The following is a 21271-nucleotide window of genomic DNA, read 5'->3' as shown; positions in this document are numbered from 1 at the left end:
GTGGCGCAATGGATTTCACGTTCACCGAAGAGCAGGAGACCATCGCCAAGCTCGCCCGCGAGCTCTTCGAGCGCCGGGCCGCCCCCGACCGGCTGACCGAAGTGGAGGCCGGCGAGAACCGTTACGACGCCGCGCTGTGGAGCGAGCTCGCCGCCGCCGACCTGTTGGGCACCGCGCTGCCGGAGGCGGTCGGCGGGAACGGCGGCGGCTTCCTGGAGCTCGGCGTGCTGCTCGCCGAGGTGGGCTGGAGCGTGGCCCCGGTGCCGGCCTACGCGACGCTGGTGCTCGGCGCCGACCCGATCGCCCGGCACGGAACTTCGGAGCAACAGCGACGGTTCCTGCCCGGCGTCGTCACGGGAGCCCGCATCCTGAGCGCGGGGCTGCAGGAGCCCGGCCGATCCGACCCGATGAGCCCGTCCACCACGGCCCGTCGCGACGGCCCGAACTGGCGGCTGGACGGAGCCAAGGAACTGGTGCCGGCCGCCCAGCTGGCCGACACCATCCTGATTCCGGCCGCCATGGACGACGGTGGCGTGGGCCTGTTTTTGCTGCCCGCCGACGCCCGCGGCGTCGAGATCCGGCCGGTCGCGACCACCAACCGGGAACCGCACGCGGACGTATTCTTAGACGGCGCAATCGTTTACGCGGACGACCGGCTCGACGGCCCGGTCGGATCCCTGCACACGCGTGCCCTGATCGGCCTGTGCGCCATTCAGCTCGGCGTCTGCGAGCGCGCCCTGCGCATCGCGGCCGAATACACAACCGGCCGTGAGCAATTCGGGCGGCCCATCGGCAGTTTCCAGGCGGTGCAGCAGCGGATGGCCGACGCCTTCATCGACGTCGAGGCGATCCGCTGGACCACCTGGCATGCGGCCTGGCTGATCGCGCGGGGGCGACCTTGGGGCGAGGTCGACCGGGCGGCCCGCATCGCGAAGTTCTGGGCCGCCGAGGCCGGCTCCCGCGTCGCCGCCACCGCCCAGCAGGTGCACGGCGGCATCGGGATCGACATCACCTATCCGCTGCACCGCTATTTCCTGTGGGCCAAACACAACGAGCTCGCCCTCGGTCCCGCGCCGGCCCAGCTGGCCAGTATCGGCAGTACCTATCCGGAAGGAATCCGATGACCCCGACCACAGCGGCCAGGCCCCGCTCGACGCTCAAGTGGGCCGACATCAACGTCGGCGACGACGTGACCCCGCTCGAAATCCCGATCACCACAACGATGATCGTCGCCGGCGCGATCGCCTCGCGGGACTTCATGCCGGTGCACCACGACCGCGACTTCGCCAAGAAGCAAGGCTCGCCGAACCTGTTCATGAACATCCTGACCACCAACGGGTACTGCGTGCGCTTCCTGACCGACTGGGCCGGGCCGGAGGCGATGGTCAAGAACCTGTCGATCCGCCTCGGCGTGCCGTGCTTCCCCGACGACCCGCTGCGCTTCACGGGCAGCGTGACGTCCAAAACTCGGGGCCCAGCGGGGCCTACGACGGCTGAGAACTTCGTCGAGGTGACGTTCAAGGGCTCGAACAGCCTGGGCGATCACGTCTCCGGCACCGCGGTGCTCAGCCTGCTGGACGGAGCCGGCTCGTGAGCAGTTCGCTGCCCGGCAGCTGCGCCATCGTCGGCATCGGCCAGACCGAGTTCTCTAAGGAGTCCGGGCGCAGCGAGCTCCAATTGGCCTGTGAGGCAGTCAGTGCCGCGCTCGACGACGCCGGCCTGACGCCCGCCGACGTCGACGGCATGGTCACCTTCACCATGGATTCCAGCGACGAGATCGAGATCGCGCGGAATGTCGGCATCGGCGACCTGAGCTTTTTCTCCCGCGTGCACCACGGCGGCGGTGCCGCGGCCGGCACCGTCGTGCACGCGGCGATGGCCGTCGCGACCGGCGTCGCCGACGTGGTGGTGTGCTGGCGCGCCTTCAACGAACGCTCCGGCTTCCGGTTCGGCGGCAGCGGGCGCAATATGACGGAGACCCCGCTGTTCATGGCGCACTACGCGCCGTTCGGGTTGCTCACGCCGGCGGCCTGGGTCGCCATGCACGCCCAGCGCTACATGTCGACGTACGGGGTGACCAACGAGGACTTCGGCCGCATCGCCGTCGTCGACCGGGCGCACGCGGCGACCAATCCCGACGCCTGGTTCTACCAGCGCCCGATCACGCTGGAGGACCACCAGAACTCGCGCTGGATCGTCGAACCCGTGCTGCGGCTGCTGGATTGCTGCCAGGAGAGCGACGGCGGGGTCGCGTTGGTGGTGACCAGCGCCGAACGCGCCCGGGATCTTCGCCAACCGCCGGCGGTGATCACCGCGGCCGCCCAGGGCGCGGCCGCCAACGGCGAGATGATGACCAGCTACTACCGCGAGGACATCACCGGGCTCCCGGAGATGGGGGTGGTCGCCGACCGGCTGTGGCGCGATTCGGGCCTCAAACCCCAGGACATCCAAACCGCCTTCATCTACGACCATTTCACGCCGTTCGTGTTCACCCAGCTCGAGGAGCTCGGCTTCTGCGGGCGCGGCGAGGCCAAGGACTTCGCCACCGTCGAGCGGCTCTCGCTCGGCGGGGAATTTCCGATCAACACCAACGGCGGGCTGCTCGGCGAGGCGTACATCCACGGCATGAACGGCATCACCGAGGGCGTGCGGCAGGTGCGGGGCACCTCGCACAACCAGGTCGACAACGTCGAGCACGTGCTCGTCACCTCGGGGACCGGCGTGCCCACCAGCGGGCTGATCCTCGCGCCTGCCGATTAAGGGGGAAGCTCATGCCCAAGCTCGCGGTATTGACCGCGCCCGGGGGGCCGATCGAGCTGGCCGAGTTCCCGCTCACCGCGCCCGCCCCGGGGACCGCGGCCCTCAAGCTGCGGATGGCGGGCATCTGCGGATCCGACCTGCACATCTTCCGCGGCGAGCTGCCCTTGCCGTGCCCCTTCGCCCTGGGCCACGAAATGGTCGGCGAGATAGCCGAACTCGGTGAGGGGCTCACCACCGACGCGACCGGCAAGCCGCTCGCCGTCGGCGATCGCGTCGTCACACCGTACTTTTGGACCTGCGGGCGTTGCCACGCGTGCGCGCGGGGCCGCCCCCACGCGTGCCAGAACCTGATGGCCGGCGAGTATCGCACCCACGACCAGGAGCCGCATTTCGTCGCCGCGCACGGTGAGTACTACTACACCAGTCGGCGGCAGCCGCTGTACAAGGTGCCCGAGGACCTCGCAGACGAGGCCGTCGCGCCGCTGAATTGCGCTCTGGCGCAGGTGTTGTTCGCGCTGCGCGATGTGCGCCTGGGCGACACCGTAGTCATCCAGGGTGCGGGCGGGCTGGGCATCAACGCCGCGGCGGTAGCACGCACCGCCGGCGCGGCAGCCGTCATCGTCATCGACAAGATTCCCGAACGGCTCGACGTCGCAGCCGATTTCGGCGCCACCAGCTGCATCGACGCGAGCGGCATCTCGACCTTCGAGGTGGCGGAGCGGGTCCGAGCACACACCGACGCCACCGGCGCCGACTGGGTGCTCGAGGTCGTCGGGGTGCCGGGCGTCATCCCCGACGGGGTCGGCTTTCTGAACAACGGCGGCACGCTGCTCGAGGTCGGCAACGTCGGGATGGGACGCACCTTTGAGCTCGATCCGAGCTCGCTGGTCTACGGCAACAAGGCCGTGCGCGGCGTGATGCTCTACGACCCCGTCACGCTGGCGATCGGGCTGTCCTTCCTGCAGCACACCGACTTTCCGTTCGGCCGGCTGATGCCCAAGCCCTACCATCTGGCCGACGTCAACGACGCCTTCGCCTCGGCCGATGCCGGGCTGGTGCCCAGGGGGGCGTTGGTGCCATGACGCAGGCGGCCCCGGCCACCGATACGCGCGAGCTCATCGTCGAGTCCGCGTTCATCTGTTTCGGCAGACAGGGATTGGACAAGGCGACGATCGTCGACATCGCCAAGCAAGCCGGCGTTTCGCGCAGCACCATCTACGAGTACTTCAGCGACAAGGGCGCGATCGTCGAGGCCTGCGCCGAACACGCCTCCGAACGGTTCTACCGCGAGATGTCCAAGGCGATGGACCAGGGCAGCTCGCTGGAAGACAAGCTGAGCCGCGCGGCGGTGTTCGTCACCCAGGCGCGGCGGGTCATCGCCTCCGAGAAGTACTTTGACGAGGACGCGATCAGCCTGCTGCTGACCAAAGACGCCGCGGTGTTGCTGCGCGAGTGTGTCGACTTCTTCGCGCCCTATCTTTCCGCCGCCCGGCTCACCGGCGAGGTCCGCAAGGACCTCGATGTCGAGGCCGCCGGGGAATGGTTCGCGCGCATACTCTTTTCGCTTTTCAGCACGCCGTCGTCGACGCTGGACATGGACGATCCCGAGGTGGCGGCGGAATTCGTGCGCGCGCACGTGGTCCGGGGATTCGCCAGCGATCGCGCGCGGCCCCGCCGCGGCTGAGGCTGGTCGTCGAGTGTGCATCGTGGGCTGTTGGTGTGCGCCCAGGGCGAGATGTGGGCGATTTTCGCGCCCTGCACGCACACTCGAGTGCCTGAGCGCACACTCAGCGGCGCTGCTGGGCCCAAACGGTGTCGGCAGCGTGCACCGGTCGGCCATGGCCGGGCAGCAGATGCGCGACGGGTAGTTCTTCGAGACGCTTGCGGGTGGCGGCGGCGCTCGCGGCGTCGACGATTTCCGGCGTGTGCCAGGCCTGGCCGCGAACGGTCAGCACGGCATCGCCGGACAGCAGCGTGCGGGTCGTCGGATTCCACAGCGCGACGCTGTCGTCGGTGTGGCCGTTGGCGGTGACCACCGTCCACTCCGGCGCCCCGGGCACCGATTGGCCGTCGACCAGGCCGCCGCCGGGCGGCGGACCCGTCCAGCGCATACCGGCCGGCGTGCCGTATCCCGCCACCCAGGCGCCGCTGACAAACCCGGCCACGCCGCGCCGATCCAGCGGCTGGTCGATCATGGTGGGCCAGATGCTCGCGGCCCGGCCCAGGGTCGGGGTCCGCGGTTTCGCCCCGTCCAGGTAGGCAAGTGTGGCCTCGGGCAACCAGATTGGCGCGCGGTGGCGCGCGGCCAGCTCCGCCGCGCCGGCGACGTGGTCGCTGTGCCCGTGGGTCGCCACGACGGCGTGCAGGGTTCCGGCGCGGCCCAGGGCGGCCGCGAGATCGCCGGCGACCCGCGGCAGCCCGGCGTCGACCACCACCGCCCCGTCGCCGCTGCGCAGGACATAACAGTTGAAGATCCAGCGCGACAGCCGGGTGATGCCCAGGTCGGGCATTTCGTCGACAACCAGGCTCATGCCCGAGACGCTACGCCCGGCGCGCATCGAGTGCGCATCCCGGGTTTCGGGTGTGCGGCCAGGGCGGGATTTCGGCGAAATCTCCTCCCTGAGTTCACACTGAACGCCGTGCGTTCACACTCAATGCGCCAGCGCCCGCAGGAAGAACTTCAGGTTGGCGGGTCGCTCGGCCAACCGCCGCACGAAGTAGCCGTACCACTGCGTGCCGAACGGCAGGTACACCCGCACGTGGTTGCCGGAGTCGGCGAGCCGGCGCTGCTCATCGTCGCGGATGCCGTACAGCATCTGGTATTCGAAATCGTCGACGGTGCGGCCCGCTGCGCGCGCCATGGCCGGGACCGCCTCGATCACCGCCGGGTCGTGCGACGCCACCATCGGATAGCCCGGCCCCGCCATCAGCACGCGCAGGCAGGCCAGGTACGAGTCGGCGACGTCGGCGCCGCTTCGGTAGGCCACCGAGGCGGGTTCGTCATAGGCGCCCTTACACAACCGGATCCGCGCCCCGGACGCGGCGAATTCCTCGCAATCCCCGCGCGCGCGGCGCAGATAGGCCTGCACAACCGCGCCGAGCCAGGGAAAGTCGGCCCGCAGGTCGCGCACGATCGACAGGGTCGAATCGGTCGTGGTGTGGTCCTCGGCGTCCACCGTCACCCACACGCCGGCTCGCTGGGCGGCGTGACAAATCGACCAGGCGTTCTCGCGGGCGATTTTCTCCCCGTCGCGGTCCAGGGCCTGCCCCAACGCGGACAGCTTCAGCGACACCTCCAGCGGCCGGACGCCGCCGCCCTTCGCACCGGACCGCCCCAGCCCGTCGATCAGATCGAGGTACACCCGCACGGACGCGTCGGCGCCGTCGGCGTCGGTGACGTCCTCACCCAGATAGTCCACGCTGACCAGCCGGCCCGAATCACGAAGCGCGCCAACGCTTGCCAGCGCGCTGTCGATCGTTTCCCCGGGCACGAACCGGCCCACCACCTTACGCGTGGCCGGCATGCGTTCGGCCGTGCGGCGCAACGCCTCCCACCGGCTGGCCGCCATGATCGCCGGGCGCACCGTGTGGGCGAACACGCCGGCCATCAGTCGGCCGCCATGTGCGGGTACGTGTGGTTCGTGGCCGGGACGAACGTCTCCTTGATCGTGCGGGCCGACGTCCAGCGCAGCAGGTTCAGCACCGAACCGGCCTTGTCGTTCGTGCCGGACCCGCGGGATCCGCCGAACGGCTGGCGACCGACCACCGCGCCGGTCGGCTTGTCGTTGACGTAGAAATTCCCGGCGGCGAACCGCAGCCGGTCCTGGGCCCTCAGCACGGCCGCCCGGTCGTCGGCGATGACGGCGCCAGTCAGCGCGTAGCGGGAACCGCCGTCGATGACGTCGAGGATCCGTTCGTACTGGTCGTCGGGGTAGACGTGCACCGACAGCAACGGGCCGAAGTACTCGGTCGCGAAGGACTCGTCGCCTGCGTCGTCCGACAGCAGCACGGTGGGCCGCACGAAATAGCCCACGCTGTCGTCGTATTCGCCCCCCACGGCGATCGTGACGCCGGGCGCGCCCTTCGCCCGTTCGATGGCGTCGACGTTCTTGATGAAGGCGCGCCGGTCGATGAGCGCGCCGCCGAAGTTGGTCAGGTCGGTGACGTCGCCGTAGCGCAACGCGGCGGTCGCGCCCAGGAAGTCGTCACCCATGCGCTGCCACACCGAGTGCGCGACGAACGCCCGCGACGCGGCCGAGCACTTCTGCCCCTGGTAGTCGAACGCCCCGCGAATCAGCGCCGTGGTCAGCACTTCCGGGCGCGCCGACGCGTGGGCGACGACGAAGTCCTTGCCACCGGTCTCGCCGACCAGCCGCGGGTAGCTGTGGTAGCGGCCGATGTTGGCGCCCACCCGCTGCCACAGGCGCTGAAAGGCGGCCGTGGACCCGGTGAAGTGGATGCCGGCCAGCCGGGGATCGTCCAGTGCCACATCGGAAACCGCGAATCCGTCGCCGGCGAGCAGGTTGATCACGCCGGGCGGCAGGCCCGCCGCCTCGAGCAGCTGCATCGTCAGATAGGCCGACAGGGTTTGGGTGATCGACGGCTTCCACACCACGGTGTTGCCCATCAGCGCGGGCGCGGTCGGCAGGTTGCCGGCGATCGAGGTGAAGTTGAATGGCGTGATGGCGTAGACGAAGCCGTCCAGCGGGCGGTAGTCGCTGCGGTTCCACTCGCCGGGTCCGCTGATCGGCTGCTGCGTCAGGATCTGACGGGCGAACGCCACGTTGAACCGCCAGAAGTCGACCTGCTCGCACGGCGAGTCGATCTCGGCCTGATAGACCGACTTGGATTGGCCGAGCATCGTTGCGGCCGCAATCTTTTCGCGCCACGGTCCGGCCAACAGGTCGGCGGCGCGCAGGAACACCGCGGCGCGCTCGTCGAAAGGCGTTGCGGCCCAGGCCTTCTTCGCGGCCATCGCGGCATCGATGGCCGCCGTCGCGTCGGCGTGCACGGCGTTGGTCAGGGTGCCCAGCGTGGCGACGTGCCGGTGCGGCTGGACGACATCGATCCGCTCGCCCTCCCCCATCCGGCGGTCACCGCCGATGACGTGGGGGAGGTCGATCGGCTGGTCGGCCAGGGCGCTCAACTCGGCGAGCAGGCGGGTTCGTTCCGGGGAGTGTGGCGCATAGTCGTGGACCGGCTCGTTGGCCGGGACTGGTACCTGGGTGATCGCGTCCATGGTGCCAAGGATCCCCGGCGCGGCGGGTGATCCTATTGGCCGATTGGACAGGGCTTGGCGCTTTTGCTAGTAAGATCGGACAATATGCGAGCGGTGGGCGTCGGCCTGGGCCAGTTGTTGCTCGCCCTGGACGCGACGCTGGTCAGCCTGGTGGACGCGCCGCGGGGCCTGGATCTCCCCGTGGGGTCGGCGGCGCTGATCGATTCCGACGACGTGCGGCTTGGCCTGGCGGCGGCGGCGGGCTCGGCCGACGTCTTCTTTTTGCTCGGGGTCGCCGACGACGAGGCTCGCCGGTGGGTGGACAACCAGGCACGCGAGCGCGTCCCGGTGGCGATCTTCGCCAAAGAGCCGTCGGAGCGTCTCGTGGCGGCGGCGGTCGCGGCCGGCTCGGCGGTGGTGGCCGTGGAGCCGAGGGCCCGATGGGAGCGGCTCTATCAGTTGGTCAATCACGTGTTGGAACATCACGGCGATCGCGGCGACCCCGTCGATGACTCGGGCACCGACCTGTTCGGCCTGGCGCAGTCGCTGGCCGACCGCATCCACGGCATGGTCAGCATCGAGAACGCCCAGTCGCACGTGCTGGCCTATTCGGCCTCCAACGACGAAGCCGACGAGCTGCGCCGCCTGTCCATCCTGGGCCGCGCCGGGCCCCCCGAGCACCTGAAGTGGATCGGCCAGTGGGGCATCTTCGACGCGCTGCGATCCAGCGGGGAGGTGGTACGGGTCGCCGAACGCCCCGAGCTTGGCCTACGCCCCCGGTTGGCGATCGGCATCCACCAGCCGCCGGCGGGCCCCCGCCGACCGCCGGTGTTCGCCGGCGCCATCTGGGTGCAGCGCGGCTCCCAGCCCCTGGCCGAGGACGCCGAGGACATGCTGCGCGGCGCGGCGGTCCTCGCCGCACGAATCATGTTGCGGCTGGCGGCCCGCCCGTCGACGCATGCACGACGGGTGCAGCAATTGCTCGGCCTCACCGACGAGGCCGCCGACGCTGCCGCCGTCGCCCACGAACTCGGCCTGTCCGCCGATGGCTCCGCCGCGCTGGTCGGCTGGGACACCGTGCGGACTCCCCACCCGCGGATTGCGGACGTATTAGCGTTGAGCGCCAGCGCTTTTCGGCGGGACGCCCAGGTCGCCTCGCGCCAGTCGCGCGTCTACGTGCTGCTGCCACAGACACAGACCCGGTCGGTCACCTCGTGGGTGCGCGGCACGATCGGCTCCCTGCGCGCCGAACTCGGCGTCGAGCTGCGGGCCGCCATCGCCGCGTCGGTGGCCGGCCCGGCAGGGGTCGCCGCCGCCCGCACGGAGGTCGACCGGGTGCTCGATAGCGCTGAGCGACACCCGGTTTCGATCGGACGGGTGACCACGCTGGCCGAAGCGCGCACCACCGTCCTGCTCGACGAGATCGTCACCCTGGTGGGCGCCGACCAGCGGCTGGTCGATCCGCGGATACGCGACCTGCGCGCGCACGACCCGGTGCTGGCCGACACGCTGCGGACCTACCTGGACAGCTTCGGCGACGTCGGAACCGCCGCCCGAACGCTGCAGGTGCACCCCAACACCGTTCGCTACCGGGTGCGACGGATCGAGAAGCTGTTGGCGACGTCGCTGTCGGATCCAGAGGTGCGGCTGCTGTTTTCGCTGGGATTGCGGGCGACCGAGCGGTCGGCGTAATCCGCACCACCGATTTGTCGGGAGTGGATCGGTTGCCACCGGACGCAAGGATTTCGCAAGCGCTCGACCTTAATCTGCGACCTGACAGCGGCGAAAGGAAGCACCGTGGACACCACTCGCGCTCCGCGATCGTTCATTGCCATGGCGTTGCTGGCGGGCGGCATCGGGGTCGCGGGTTTGGGCGGGCTGGCCGCGGGTACCGCCCAGGCCCAGCCCGGGCCTGCGCCGCTTAACCACTTCACCTGGTGCCCAGGCCATCCGGATCCCAATGACCACATCTCACCGGGAGGCCCAATCGCCGCCATGCAGCGCGAGGGGTGGGACTTGAGTGTTTGCCACGACTATTGGTATCCCGCGGCCGGCTTCCCGGACAGCCCTCAGCACAACGACATTGTCGAGGGAGACCATGTGCCGCGCGGGCCGGCCTGTGCGCCTCTCTGCGCACCGTGGCCATAGTTAGCTCGGCGGCCGGCTTATTCACAGTCGGGAACTTGTCCACAGGGTCCGTGCTCAGCGCTCGCCCGAGTCGGTGGGGTCGACTAGCTTCGAAAGCATGTTCGAGTTGCTCGATGGGGACGCGCTGCGCAGTGCCGGCGAGGCGTCGGTGGTGTCCGCGATCGCGGAGGCGGCCCGCGCCGAGGCCGCCGCCGGCGCCCGGCGCCTGGCGGCCATCGCGGAGTTGGTGCGCCGCCGCGCCGACGGCCCGGTCGACCGCGCGTACTGGTCGTGCGACAACTGGGATGCGATCGCCGCCGAAGTCGCTGCGGCCCAAAGCATCAGCCATCCCATGGCGTCGGGGCAGATGTACCTGGCGGTGGCGTTGCGCGACCGCCTGCCCAAGGTAGCGGCACTGTTCGCCGCGGGCACCATCAGCCTCCGGCTGGCCTCGGCGATGCTGTGGCACACCGATCTGATCAAAGATCCCGACACGCTGCGGCTGGTCGACGAGGCGCTGGCGCGGGACGCGACGCGATTCGGGCCGCTATCGGTGAGCAAGACCGCCCAGGCTATCGAGGCCATCGTCGACCGCCATGACCCAGGCGCCCTGCGCCGCAGCCGGGCCGCGGCCCGCGCGCGACACGTCACCATCAGCCCCGCCGACAGCGACGCGGGCACCGCGGCCCTTTGGGGTTCGCTGTACGCGACCGACGCCGCGGCCCTGGACAGCCGGTTGGCCCAAATGGCGCAACAGGTCTGCGAAGACGACCCGCGCACGCTGGATCAGCGACGCGCCGACGCGCTGGGCGCGCTGGCCGCCGGCAGCGAACACCTCGCATGCGGCTGCGGCAACGCCGGGTGCGGGGCCGGCGTCGACCCCCGGGCCGCGGCGGTGGTGGTCCATGTCGTCGCCGACGCGTCGGCCCTCGATGCCCGTCCGGACCCGCACACCTCCGGCGAACGAAAGTCGCGGCCGATCACACCGGAGATGACGCTGGCCGAGGCGCTGGCCCCCGACCCCGAACCCCACCTCACCGGCGGCGGCACCCTCCCCGCCTCGATGGTGGCCGAGCTGATCCGCGACGGCGCCAAAGTCCAACCGCTCCAACACCCCGCCGATGCTCCGGCCGAGCCCGGCTATCGGCCCTCGGCCCAACTCGAGCGGTTCATCCGCTGTCGCGACATGACTTGCCGGTTTCCCGGTTGCGACCGACCTGCCGAGTTCGCCGACATCGACCACACGATCGCATACCCGCTCGGGCCGACCCATGCCTCGAACCTCAAATGCCTATGCCGAAAGCATCATCTTTTGAAGACCTTTTGGCCCGGGTGGCGCGACGAACAACGGCCCGATGGCACCATCGTGTGGACTTCACCGATCGGGCGCAAGTACATCACGCGTCCGGGCAGCCGCCTGCTGTTTCCGACTCTTTGCTTGCCCACTGGCGAATTGCCAAGTGCTCCATCGACGCAACCAGTTTCCGCCCAGCGCGGCGTCATGATGCCCCAGCGCCGCCGGACCCGGCAGCAAGACCGCGCCCGCCGCATCGACGCCGAGCGCGCCCTCAACGCCGGGCGCATCGCCGAACGCAATCAACCCCCACCGTTCTGAGGGGGCAGGCCTCCCGCAAGCGGCGGCATGACCGGTGGTCGTGTGTACGCCGAGCGCTGCGCGCCCGATTCGTATCGCGCTGGCCGGCCTAGTCGGCGGGCGAGTTACCCGGTGCCCCAACACTTCAAGGCAGCACGCGAGGACGACCCCTTCGCTTGACGCGGGGCCATAAGTCCCAACGTGGGGCGCAGGCACCCAATGGTGAGGTTGTTCATGTGGCGCCCTTCACTGTCGATCTCGCGCCGGGCCGTGCTGGTAACCATCCTTCCAGCGACCCCGGCGGAAGTGCTTACTTCACGACTCGACCCCTACTCGACTTGTTCCCGCCGACACTACGGATTCGATCCGAACAAGGCCGCTGGTTCAGCCCGCCGGCTTGCGAATCGCGACGTTCAGGTATGGCATGAAGAGGCCGAACGGCAGCTCAGGGCATTGCCGGCGTAACAGGTTGGCGTAGCGGCGGTTCGCGGACTGGCGATAGTACAGCCAGCGCAAGGGGTTCTGCTTCATCTGGAACGTCTGCCGATCGGCCATGAAGTCGAGTTCTGAGATCGGTCCCAAGGCCAACTCGATGTCGTGATAGCTCACTCCCCGACCGCGACGGGTGAGTTCCAGCTTGGCGTCCTCCGACGTGGTGTCGAACGCCGACGCCTGGTACCTCGGCGTCCGCTTCAGGTACTCCAGGGCTATCTCGTCCGGCAGCCAGTGAAAGAAAGGCAAGTCGGCGGTGTGATCGTCGAAAAGCCATAGCCGATTGGGCGCTTCGATGATGCAGAGGATCCCGCCGTCGGCCAATAACTGCCAGGCGGCTCGCAGGCTGGTCAACCGCTCGTGGTACGTCATGTGTTCCAGCGACGCGAAGAAGATGACGAAATCGAAGCCGGCGTGGTCGAAATGCGTGGCTATCTCGGTCGCATTCAGGTGATGCAGCGACGGTTCGTCGAGCCCGAAGAAACGCAACCGGGCCCGCGACACGGCGATGGATTCTTCCACCACGTCGATCCCGGTGACCTCGGCGCCTTGCTCGACCAGGGCCATGATGGACGACCCAGTCCCGCAGCCGATCTCGAACACTCGCGCCCCGTCCAGGCGGCGCAGGCCGTCCAGCCAGGGCACATACTCGTGCCGGTCGTAGATCAGCCGCCCGACGGTGTGCTCATCCATGTCGTGGCGCCCAACCTCGGAATCCCAATAGTCCACCGTCGACCAGTGCTCGCGGAGGTATTGACGAAAGCCGTCCACGCCCACCGGATTCAGTGGCACGAAGCGACGACGCAGCTCGGCGGTGGTTCCCCGGTCGGCGCGCCAGATGATTCGGCGGGCCGCCTCCTTGGCGGAGTTGTGCACGACGGTCATCATCGCATCCGGCAGGCGCCACCCGGCGGGCAATACTTATGTTCAGCGTGAAGCCAATCGAACGGGTTGCGGCGCGTTTTCCCCCGGTTACGCTTTCTTGGTGACTGACAGCCCGTCGTCCTATCTGGTGCTGGCTTCTCAGCGCAGCGGCAGCACGCTGCTGGTGGAATCCCTGCGCGCCACCGGCGTGGCCGGCGAGCCCCAGGAGTTCTTTCAGTACCTGCCGGCCACGAGCCAGTCCCCGCAGCCCCGGGAGTGGTTCGCCGGCGTGGACGACGAGTCGATCCTGCGTCTGCTCGACCCCTTGGACGCAGGCACGCCCGACCTGGCGCCGCCCGAGATCTGGCGCGACTACATCCGCACGGTCGGCAGGACTCCCAACGGCGTGTGGGGCGGCAAGCTGATGTGGAACCAAACACCGCTGCTGTTGAATCGCGCGAAAGACCTGCCCAATCGGTCCGGGGACGGCCTGCGGGCCGCGATCCGCGACGTCGTCGGCGAGGAGCCGCTGCTTATCCACGTGCACCGGCCCGACGTGGTGTCGCAGGCGGTGTCCTTCTGGCGCGCGGTGCAGACTCGCGTGTGGCGCGGCAGGCCAGATCCGGTCCGCGACGCGCGCGCCACCTACCACGCCGGCGCGATCGCCCACGTCGTCACCATGCTGCGCGCCCAGGAGGAGGGCTGGCGGACCTGGTTCGCCGAGGAAGACGTCGAGCCGATGGAAGTCCCGTATCCGGTGTTGTGGCGCAACCTGACTCAGGTGGTGGCCACCATCCTCGAGGCGTTGGGGCTGGACCCGCGCCTGGCGCCCGAACCGGCGCTGGAGCGCCAGGCCGACCAGCGCTCCGACGAATGGGTGGAGCGCTACCGCGCCGACGCCGAGCGAAATGGGCTACCGACCTAAATTCAGCGCGAGCCAATCGGTTGGCCCACAAGGGCGGCCACGCCACCATTGCGTCGTGCGACGGTTATCCGAGGACTGGTGGGCGACGCTGCTGGCGGGCGTGATCGTCGCGCTGGCGGTCGCCGGCGCGCTTCCCAGGATTCCCTGGTGACGCCGTGAGCACCCTCAGCGTCGACGCGCGGGAAGCGGAGGACGAGTCGGCGGAAGCCGCGTTCACCAGCGGGCGCCCACTGGACTACCTGCCCGGCATCCTGCTGCTGATCGGCGTGGGCGTGCTGGGCAAGTACGCCCAAATCTGGTGGAACACAGCGGCCAAACACCACCACTGGACCGTTCCCGACATCGAATACGTGTTGTGGGCCATCGTGATTGGCCTGCTGATCACCAATACCGTTGGCCTGCACCGGATATTTCGGCCCGGCGTGCTGACCTACCAGTTCTGGCTCAAGGTTGGGATCGTGGCGCTGGGGTCGCGATTCGTGCTGGGCGATATCGCCAAGCTCGGCGCGACCAGCCTGGTGCAGATCCTGGTGGACATGGCGGTCGCGGGAACGATCATTTTGGCGGTGGCGCGTGCCTTCGGCCTGTCGGGCAAGCTGGGCTCGCTGCTGGCGATCGGCACCTCGATCTGCGGGGTGTCGGCCATCGTGGCCGCCAAGGGCGCGATCCGGGCCCGCAACGCCGACGTCAGCTACGCGATCGCGGCGATCCTGGCGTTGGGCGCGGTCGGGTTGTTCGCGCTGCCGCCGCTGGGGCACCTGTTCGGGCTCACCAATTACGAATTCGGCCTGTGGGCGGGCCTGGCGGTGGACAATACCGCCGAAACCACCGCGACCGGATACCTGTTCTCCGAGCACGCCGGCAAGATCGCCGTGTTGGTCAAGTCCACCCGCAACGCGCTGATCGGCTTCGTCGTCCTGGGATTCGCGCTGTACTGGGCCGGCCGCGGACAGGCGGACGCGATCGCGCCCGGTGCCAGGGCCAAGGCCGCGTTCGTCTGGGCGAAGTTCCCGAAATTCGTGCTCGGTTTCCTGGCGGTCTCGGCGATCGCGACCGCGCACTGGCTGAGCAAGGGGCAGACCGCGAACCTGGCCAACGTGTCGAAATGGGCGTTCCTGCTGACCTTCGCCGGCGTCGGCCTCACCACCGACATCCGGCAAATCGCCCGCACCGGGTGGCGCCCGCTCGTCGTCGCGGTCATCGGGCTGACCGTCGTCGCGTCGGTCTCCCTCGGGCTCGTGCTGCTCACCTCCCGCGTGTTCCATTGGGGCGTAACCACGTAGCGAAGGCCGGACGGTAACCTGGCGGCCGTCATGTTGATCACGATCCTGGTGATGGCCATCGCCGTGAGCCTCGAACCGTTCCGGGTCGGCATGACGGTGCTGATGCTCAACCGGCCCCGGCCGATGCTGCAACTGCTCGCCTTCTTGTGCGGCGGCTTCGCGATGGGCCTGAGCGTGGGCCTGGTCGTGTTGTTCGTCCTGCGACGCAGGCTGCTGGGGTCGACATACTTCACGTTGCCCAGGGTGCAGATCGCCATCGGCCTGCTGGCGCTCGCGGTCGCCGCCGTGGTGATCGTGCGGCCCGACATGCGCCGCGCCGCCGTGCCCGAACGGTTGGCGACGCACGCTCAGCGACTGGTGAACGGGCGCTCATTGTGGGTGGCGGGAGTCGCCGGGCTGGGGATCGCGCTGCCGTCGGTGGACTACCTGGCCGCGCTGGCCGTCATCCTGGCCTCGGGCGCGGCGGCCGCGACGCAAGTCGGGGCGCTGGTGATGTTCAACGTCGTGGCCTTCGAGCTGGTGGAGCTTCCGCTGCTCGCGTACCTGGCGGCGCCCCGGCGGACGCGCGCGGCGATGGGCGCGCTGCACGACTGGATCCGGTCGCGACGCCGCGTCGAGGTCGCCAGCCTGCTGGCCGCGGTCGGCACGATCCTGCTGATCGCCGGGCTAGCCGGTGCCTGACCGTTGCGCCACGGCCCGGCGCGACGCGTACGTTTCGGCGAGGAACTGCTCGACGGCCACCGCGGCGTGCGCCGCGCGAGCCGACCCGAAGATGTCGAAAGCGTGCTGCGCGCAAGGTAACTCGGCGTACGCGACGGGCTGGCGGCTGACCTCGCGCAGCCGCGCCGTGAAGCGGCGGGCCTGTTCGACCGGGATCAGCGAATCGTTCGTGCCGTGCAGCACGAAAAACGGCGGCGCGTCTTCGCGGACGTGGGTGATCGGCGACGCGACCCGGAAGGGCTCGCCGACGTCGGTCAAGCTCAGCTTGAACACGCGCTTGGCGACTATCGGCGCCATCAACGGATGCATCGCCTCGCGCGAGCCGAAGTCGTACACCCCGTAGAACGGAACGGCCGCCTGCACGCGGGTGTCGGCGTCCTCGAAGCCCGGCTGAAACCGGGCGCGTCGTTGGGGGTCAGCGCCGCCAGCGACGACAGGTGCCCGCCGGCCGAGCCCCCGGTGATCGCGATCCAGTCCGGGTCGCCGCCGTATTCGGCGATGTGCGCTTTCGTCCAGGCGATCGCGCGCTTCACGTCGACGATGTGATCGGGCCAGGTGGAGCGGGGGCTCAGCCGGTAGTTGATCGCGACACAGATCCAGCCGAGCTCGGCCAGGTGGCTCATCAGCGGATGCGCCTGCCCGCGTTTGTTTCCGACCATCCAGGCGCCGCCGGGAACCTGCAGCAGCACCGGGGCCCGCCCGCCGCGATCCACATCGGGCCGGCGCCAGATGTCCAGGTGGTTGCGCGAGCCGCACTCGCCATAGCTGATGTCGCCGTCATGCGCGTAGTCGCGGTAGATCCGCAACATCCGCGCCGGGCCGGGCTTCTTGGCGGTCGCGCCCCCGGGCGCGGGCCGCGTCCACAGGTCGCCCGACTCGGTCCGACGGTCGGGGCCCAGCGCCGCGTCCAGCGCGGCGGTCAGCGGCTCGTCCGCCCGCCGTCCGACGCGGCGCAGGCCCATCAGCCCCAGCCACGACACCGCCGACACCAGCCAGCTGAACCGGCGTGTCCGCGGCGGCAGCCGGCGCGACACCGTCGCCATGGCCGCGAGCTGGACGGCCAGGGTCTGCATCGGAAGCTCCGAGGCGAACACGCCGTGGGCGAACGCGAGGCCCGACCCGTAGCGGTCCCTCGTCAACGGTCGAAAGCCGTTGGCGGTGTAGGCCAGGCCCAGCACCGACACCAGCACGGCGGCCACTCGTTTCACGCCTGGCCCTTTCCGGTTTCGTCGGACTCCCCGGCCTCCTCGGCCTTGGCGGGGTCGTCGATCACGTGATACGCCGGGTCGACCATCGACACCGCCTTGTTCCCGCTCTGTCGCGCCTTGCCGGTGATCCGCAACAGCTGGCCGGGTTGGATGTCGGCGCCCCCGCGCCCGGGGCGGAACGTGACGTTGAGTTCGCCACTGTCGTCGCCGACGACGATCCACCGGAGCGTGCGGCGCCGCTTGGTGATGTCCTCGACCTGGGTGACCCGCCCCTCGACGGTGGCGCGCTGGCCCGGGATGAGCCCGGCCACGGTGATCACCGACGGCCGTTCGGGGTGTTCGTAGGCTTCGACGTCCCGCTCCTCGTCCTTCAGGACCAACGCCTCGACCCGGTCGAGTCCGCGCGCGATCCGATGTTCGAAGTCGTCGGGGAAGGCCTCCTTGATCCGCGACTCCACGTCGTACGGGACGATCGTCGCCGCCGCGTCCGGGATCAGGCTGACCGCCCGGGCGATCTTGTCGGCGGTGCGGTCGTGCAGCAGCCTCCCCAGCAGCGGCGAATAGGTGCGGCGCGGCAGCAACACCGTGACGTTGGTGTCCCGCTGTTCCTGCACCGCCTTGGCGACCAGCACCTGCGCCGACCGGTTGATCCGGCGGTCCGGGCAGTCCACCACCCGCAGCCGCGTGTCGAGTTCGAAGTGATCCCAACGCTTTCGCAGCTGCGCGGCGTAGGCCGCGTCGACCATGAAGTGCACCGCGATGAGCTCGTCGGCCCGCAATCCCCTGCCGTAGCGCAACGCCTCGATCGTCGCGAGGTCGACCGAGTTCACGAACACGAACACGCGGTGCCTGGCATACTTCACCAACTCGGGCCGGTCGGTGCGGAACATCTCGAGAATGGCCGCCTCTGCGCGGTATTCGCGATTGAGCCGGATCAGCAAAAAGACCAGCACCGGGAAGACGACGACGACGAGCCATGCGCCCTCGGTGAACTTCGCCACCGCGAAGATGCCCACCACGATCGTCGACAGGATCCCCGCGGACAGGTTGATCGCCAGCCGTCGTCGCCATCCCGGTTCCCGGTGGGTCAGGTGGTGTTTGGTCATCCCGTAGCCGGCCATCGAGAACCCGGTGAACACGCCGATCGCGAAAACCGGGATCAGCGCGTTGACCGAGCCGCCTGTCGCCACGAGCAGCGCCACAGACAGCGCCGTCAGTGTGAGGATCCCGTTCGAAAACACCAGGCGGTGACCGCGTTTCGTCAGCTGCCGGGGCAGGAAGCGGTCCTCGGCCACGAAACTCGCCAGCGCGGGGAAGCCGTTAAAGCTTGTGTTTGCGCCCACGTACAAGATGGCGGCGGTCGATGCCTGGACGAGGATGAAGAAGACGTTTCCGATCACGCCGTTCCCGAAGACGGCCCGACCGACCTGTGACAACACCGACGGATATTCGCTGAGGTACGGCGTCGAGTGGGTGGCGTATGCCAGATAAGCGACGCCCGCCAGCAAGAACCCGAGAATGCAGGCCATGGCGGTAAGCACCCGACGTGCGTTCACGCCCTGCGGCTTTCGGAATACATCGACCGTATTGGAGATCGCTTCAACACCCGTCAGCGACGAACCGCCGTTGGCAAACGCGCGCAGCAAGGTCAGTATCGTTGCGCCCATCACCAGACCGCTACCATGTTGCACCGGCACCGTGCCGCTCAGCTGGTGCGGATCGTATACAGGTAATTCCCAAAAAATTTCGCGGATGACGCCGACAACGATCGTGAGGCCGATCATGACAACGAAGAAGTAGGTTGCCGCGGCGAACGGCCAGCCCGCTTCCCGTAATCCGCGCAGGTTCAGGTAGCAGATGATCAGCACCACGCCGACGGTGATCTTCAGGCTGTGCGGACCCAGGGCCGGTATCGCCGACGCCACCGCGACCGTGCCCGCCGCCGCCTGGACCGCCACGGTGACCACGTAGTCGATCAACAGCGCCGCGGCGGCGACCTGCGCCACCCGGGGCCCGAAATTCTCCCGCGCCACGATGTACGACCCGCCCGCCCGGGTGTAGGCCATGACGACCTGCCGATACGACGCGGCCACGAACGTCAGGATCAGCAGGATGACACCGGTGACCGGCAGCAATAGCACGAACGCCGCCAGACCCGCGTGCGGCAGCAGTTCGATCAGGATCTGCTCGGGGCCGTACGCCGTCGACGAGATCGCGTCCGGCGAAAGCGCCCCCAGCGCAACCGGGTTCGACAGCTTCTCGCTTGCCAGTTCCTCGGTGATCAGCGGCTTGCCGAGGAACACCCGTTTGGCTATGTCCCCGATAGACGTCGGGATGTGCAGCTTGCCCGCCGATCCGCCAGCCGAACTAGTCACGACCAAGCATTCTGCCTGAGCTTGGCTAGTGGCGGTCGCAAGCGGCGTAGACGGGTCGCCGCCACCCGTCTACGAGAGTCGCTGAACCGCGGCGGCGATGCGTTCGTCGGTGGCGGTCAGCGCGACCCGCACATGCCGGGCGCCGCCCGGGCCGTAAAAGTCGCCGGGCGCCACCAGGACACCGCGGGCGGCCAGCCACGCGACGCTGTCCTGGCAGGGCTCGTCGCGGGTGGCCCACAGGTACAGGCCCGCCTCGGAATGGTCGACGACAAAGCCGGCCGCGCGCAGCGCCGGCAACAGGGCCGCCCGCCGCCGTTCGTAGCGCGCGCGCTGCAGCTGCTCGTGGGCGTCGTCGTCGAGCGCGGCCACCATGGCGGCCTGCACCGGCGTCGGCACCATCATCCCGGCGTGTTTGCGGACGGCCAGCAGCTCGGCGATCAACGCCGCATCGCCGGCGACGAAGCCGGCCCGATAACCGGCCAGCGACGAGGTCTTCGACAGCGAGTGAATCGCCAGCAGCCCGGTGTGGTCGCCGTCGCAGACCGAGGGATGCAGCACGGACAGCGGTTGCGCCTCCCAGCCCAAGCCCAGATAGCACTCGTCGGAGGCGACGAGGACGCCCCGCTCACGAGCCCAGCCGACAACCTTGCGCAGGTGCTCGGCGCCCAGCACGCGTCCGGTCGGATTACTCGGCGAATTGAGGTAGAACAGCGCCGGGGACCGCGGGCCAACCTGGGTCAGCGAATCCGCGCGCAGCACCTGGGCCCCGGCCAGGCGGGCCCCGACGTCATAGGTCGGGTAGGCGAGCTCCGGCACCACGACCACGTCCGCGGCGCCCAGGCCCAGCAGCGTCGGCAGCCACGCGATGAGCTCTTTGCTGCCGATCACCGGCAGCACGGCCGCCTCGGCCACCCCGGTGACCCCGAAGCGGCGGGCCAGCGCCGCCACCGCCGATTCGCGCAGGCGCTGGGTGCCGGCGGTGGCCGGATACCCCGGTGCGGAGCCGGCTGCGGCCAGCGCCTCCCGGATGACGGGCGCGACCGGGTCGACCGGCGTGCCGACGGACAGGTCGACGATGCCGCCCGGATGGGCCGCGGCCACCGCTTTCGCGTCGGTCAGGGTGTCCCAGGGAAACTCGGGCAGGGACGCCGAAACTTTCCCGTGCGGGGGCCGCGCCCCCGCCTCGGGCTGGTGCGGCACCGGCCCGCTCAGTCGCCTTCGCCCTGTGGGGGCAGGTCCTTGACCACTTGCGGGTCGTGCTCGGTCAAGCCGACCTTCGCCGCGCCGCCCGGCGACCCCAGCTCGACGAAGAAGTCGGCGTTGATCTGCGTGTACTGGCTCCACTGCTCCGGCACGTCGTCTTCGTAGTAGATCGCTTCGACGGGGCAGACCGGCTCGCATGCCCCGCAGTCGACGCACTCATCGGGGTGGATGTAGAGCATCCGGGCGCCCTCGTAGATGCAGTCGACCGGGCACTCCTCGATGCATGCCTTGTCTTTGATGTCGACGCAGGGTTCGGCGATCGTGTACGTCACAGACGTCTCCTCCAGCTCTGTCCATGTACCGCGTGTGGGCTGCTCGGCTCGCCGCGGCTTCGGCCGCCCCGGCGAAAGCTTTCGGTTACTGATACTAGACGTTGCACATACACGTCAACCACTGGGCATGCAACACGTGGGCGCAAAATGGGCCGTCACGCGCGCCGCCG

At 69.3% G+C, this 21271-nt stretch carries 17 protein-coding genes and 1 pseudogene; 10 read left to right on the top strand and 8 right to left on the bottom strand.

Annotated elements, in window-relative coordinates; genetic code table 11:
• Positions 1–8: 8 nt before the first annotated feature.
• From MTAB308_RS23720 to MTAB308_RS23700, 5 genes are read left to right on the top strand one after another with little or no spacing between them, the layout of a single operon-like run.
• Complete coding sequence (locus tag MTAB308_RS23720) at positions 9–1124, top strand: acyl-CoA dehydrogenase family protein (protein ID WP_077102669.1); 1116 nt, start codon at positions 9–11, stop codon at positions 1122–1124.
• Positions 1121–1594, top strand: a complete 474-nt coding sequence (locus MTAB308_RS23715; RefSeq protein WP_077102667.1) for a MaoC family dehydratase — start codon at positions 1121–1123, stop codon at positions 1592–1594. The genes MTAB308_RS23720 and MTAB308_RS23715 overlap by 4 nt, the downstream gene beginning before the upstream one ends.
• The gene (locus MTAB308_RS23710; protein WP_077102665.1) at positions 1591–2760 is read left to right on the top strand and encodes a lipid-transfer protein; all 1170 of its coding nucleotides are present in this window, start codon (positions 1591–1593) and stop codon (positions 2758–2760) included. The genes MTAB308_RS23715 and MTAB308_RS23710 overlap by 4 nt, the downstream gene beginning before the upstream one ends.
• Before the next feature lie 11 nt (positions 2761–2771).
• Positions 2772–3842: a zinc-binding dehydrogenase gene (locus MTAB308_RS23705; protein ID WP_077102663.1), complete on the top strand. Its 1071-nt coding sequence runs from the start codon at positions 2772–2774 to the stop codon at positions 3840–3842.
• On the top strand, positions 3839–4444 hold the full coding sequence (locus tag MTAB308_RS23700; RefSeq protein WP_077102661.1) for a TetR/AcrR family transcriptional regulator: 606 nt from the start codon (positions 3839–3841) through the stop codon (positions 4442–4444). Before MTAB308_RS23705 ends, MTAB308_RS23700 begins: the two co-directional genes overlap by 4 nt.
• A 103-nt stretch (positions 4445–4547) precedes the next feature.
• Here MTAB308_RS23700 and MTAB308_RS23695 read toward each other — a convergent pair whose 3' ends face one another.
• The 3 genes from MTAB308_RS23695 to pruA all read right to left on the bottom strand — a co-directional run bounded on the left by MTAB308_RS23695 (position 4548) and on the right by pruA (position 7999).
• Complete coding sequence (locus MTAB308_RS23695) at positions 4548–5291, bottom strand: MBL fold metallo-hydrolase (RefSeq protein WP_077102659.1); 744 nt, start codon at positions 5289–5291, stop codon at positions 4548–4550.
• Positions 5292–5411: 120 nt separating this feature from the next.
• Positions 5412–6368: a proline dehydrogenase family protein gene (locus tag MTAB308_RS23690; protein ID WP_077102657.1), complete on the bottom strand. Its 957-nt coding sequence runs from the start codon at positions 6366–6368 to the stop codon at positions 5412–5414.
• On the bottom strand, positions 6368–7999 hold the full coding sequence (gene pruA, locus MTAB308_RS23685) for an L-glutamate gamma-semialdehyde dehydrogenase (RefSeq protein WP_077102655.1): 1632 nt from the start codon (positions 7997–7999) through the stop codon (positions 6368–6370). Before pruA ends, MTAB308_RS23690 begins: the two co-directional genes overlap by 1 nt.
• An 84-nt stretch (positions 8000–8083) precedes the next feature.
• Here pruA and MTAB308_RS23680 point away from each other — a divergent pair, with 84 nt between their 5' ends.
• Entirely contained in the window at positions 8084–9670 is a 1587-nt protein-coding gene (locus tag MTAB308_RS23680) for a PucR family transcriptional regulator (protein WP_077102653.1), read from the top strand.
• Positions 9671–10223: 553 nt separating this feature from the next.
• Complete coding sequence (locus tag MTAB308_RS23675; protein WP_077102651.1) at positions 10224–11720, top strand: HNH endonuclease signature motif containing protein; 1497 nt, start codon at positions 10224–10226, stop codon at positions 11718–11720.
• A 363-nt stretch (positions 11721–12083) separates the two neighbouring features.
• On the opposite strand, the gene MTAB308_RS23670 is transcribed toward MTAB308_RS23675, so the two are convergent.
• Entirely contained in the window at positions 12084–13076 is a 993-nt protein-coding gene (locus MTAB308_RS23670) for a class I SAM-dependent methyltransferase (RefSeq protein ID WP_157901006.1), read from the bottom strand.
• Between the two features lie 100 nt (positions 13077–13176).
• Here MTAB308_RS23670 and stf0 point away from each other — a divergent pair, with 100 nt between their 5' ends.
• The 3 genes from stf0 to MTAB308_RS23655 all read left to right on the top strand — a co-directional run bounded on the left by stf0 (position 13177) and on the right by MTAB308_RS23655 (position 15944).
• Positions 13177–13980 (top strand): trehalose 2-sulfotransferase, encoded by an 804-nt coding sequence (gene stf0, locus MTAB308_RS23665; RefSeq protein ID WP_077102647.1) that lies wholly within the window; start codon positions 13177–13179, stop codon positions 13978–13980.
• 155 nt (positions 13981–14135) lie between these two features.
• Positions 14136–15263: a YeiH family protein gene (locus MTAB308_RS23660; protein WP_077102645.1), complete on the top strand. Its 1128-nt coding sequence runs from the start codon at positions 14136–14138 to the stop codon at positions 15261–15263.
• A gap of 30 nt (positions 15264–15293) precedes the next feature.
• Positions 15294–15944 carry a GAP family protein gene (locus tag MTAB308_RS23655; protein WP_077102643.1) on the top strand — a complete coding sequence of 217 codons (651 nt, stop codon included), beginning with the start codon at positions 15294–15296 and terminating at the stop codon, positions 15942–15944.
• Here MTAB308_RS23655 and MTAB308_RS23650 read toward each other — a convergent pair.
• From MTAB308_RS23650 to fdxA, 4 genes and pseudogenes are all read right to left on the bottom strand, one after another.
• Positions 15930–17191: pseudogene (locus MTAB308_RS23650) on the bottom strand (alpha/beta hydrolase fold domain-containing protein). The gene MTAB308_RS23655 and the pseudogene MTAB308_RS23650 overlap by 15 nt on opposite strands.
• A complete protein-coding gene (locus MTAB308_RS23645; protein ID WP_077102641.1) occupies positions 17188–19572 on the bottom strand; it encodes an APC family permease in 2385 nt (794 codons plus the stop codon). Before MTAB308_RS23645 ends, MTAB308_RS23650 begins: the two are co-directional and overlap by 4 nt.
• 63 nt (positions 19573–19635) lie before the next feature.
• The gene (gene dapC / locus MTAB308_RS23640) at positions 19636–20766 is read right to left on the bottom strand and encodes a succinyldiaminopimelate transaminase (protein WP_077102639.1); all 1131 of its coding nucleotides are present in this window, start codon (positions 20764–20766) and stop codon (positions 19636–19638) included.
• Between the two features lie 8 nt (positions 20767–20774).
• A complete protein-coding gene (gene fdxA, locus MTAB308_RS23635; protein WP_077102637.1) occupies positions 20775–21101 on the bottom strand; it encodes a ferredoxin in 327 nt (108 codons plus the stop codon).
• Positions 21102–21271: the final 170 nt, after the last annotated feature.

It is taken from the genome of Mycobacterium terramassiliense (assembly GCF_900157385.1).
In the GTDB taxonomy this organism is placed as follows: domain Bacteria; phylum Actinomycetota; class Actinomycetes; order Mycobacteriales; family Mycobacteriaceae; genus Mycobacterium; species Mycobacterium terramassiliense.
Note: the sequence above shows the minus strand (reverse complement) of the source record. Positions and strands in the feature narration are given on the sequence as shown.

What these genes read in the sequence shown, in the direction of transcription:
- MTAB308_RS23715 (WP_077102667.1), top strand. Translation starts at nt 1,121, where the DNA reads ATGACCCCGACCACAGCGGCCAGGCCCCGCTCGACGCTCAAGTGGGCC.
- MTAB308_RS23705 (WP_077102663.1), top strand. Translation starts at nt 2,772, where the DNA reads ATGCCCAAGCTCGCGGTATTGACCGCGCCCGGGGGGCCGATCGAGCTG.
- MTAB308_RS23690 (WP_077102657.1), bottom strand. Translation starts at nt 6,368, where the DNA reads ATGGCCGGCGTGTTCGCCCACACGGTGCGCCCGGCGATCATGGCGGCC.
- MTAB308_RS23655 (WP_077102643.1), top strand. Translation starts at nt 15,294, where the DNA reads ATGTTGATCACGATCCTGGTGATGGCCATCGCCGTGAGCCTCGAACCG.
- pruA (WP_077102655.1), bottom strand. Translation starts at nt 7,999, where the DNA reads ATGGACGCGATCACCCAGGTACCAGTCCCGGCCAACGAGCCGGTCCAC.
- MTAB308_RS23695 (WP_077102659.1), bottom strand. Translation starts at nt 5,291, where the DNA reads ATGAGCCTGGTTGTCGACGAAATGCCCGACCTGGGCATCACCCGGCTG.
- MTAB308_RS23680 (WP_077102653.1), top strand. Translation starts at nt 8,084, where the DNA reads ATGCGAGCGGTGGGCGTCGGCCTGGGCCAGTTGTTGCTCGCCCTGGAC.
- MTAB308_RS23670 (WP_157901006.1), bottom strand. Translation starts at nt 13,076, where the DNA reads ATGACCGTCGTGCACAACTCCGCCAAGGAGGCGGCCCGCCGAATCATC.
- MTAB308_RS23675 (WP_077102651.1), top strand. Translation starts at nt 10,224, where the DNA reads ATGTTCGAGTTGCTCGATGGGGACGCGCTGCGCAGTGCCGGCGAGGCG.
- MTAB308_RS23700 (WP_077102661.1), top strand. Translation starts at nt 3,839, where the DNA reads ATGACGCAGGCGGCCCCGGCCACCGATACGCGCGAGCTCATCGTCGAG.
- MTAB308_RS23720 (WP_077102669.1), top strand. Translation starts at nt 9, where the DNA reads ATGGATTTCACGTTCACCGAAGAGCAGGAGACCATCGCCAAGCTCGCC.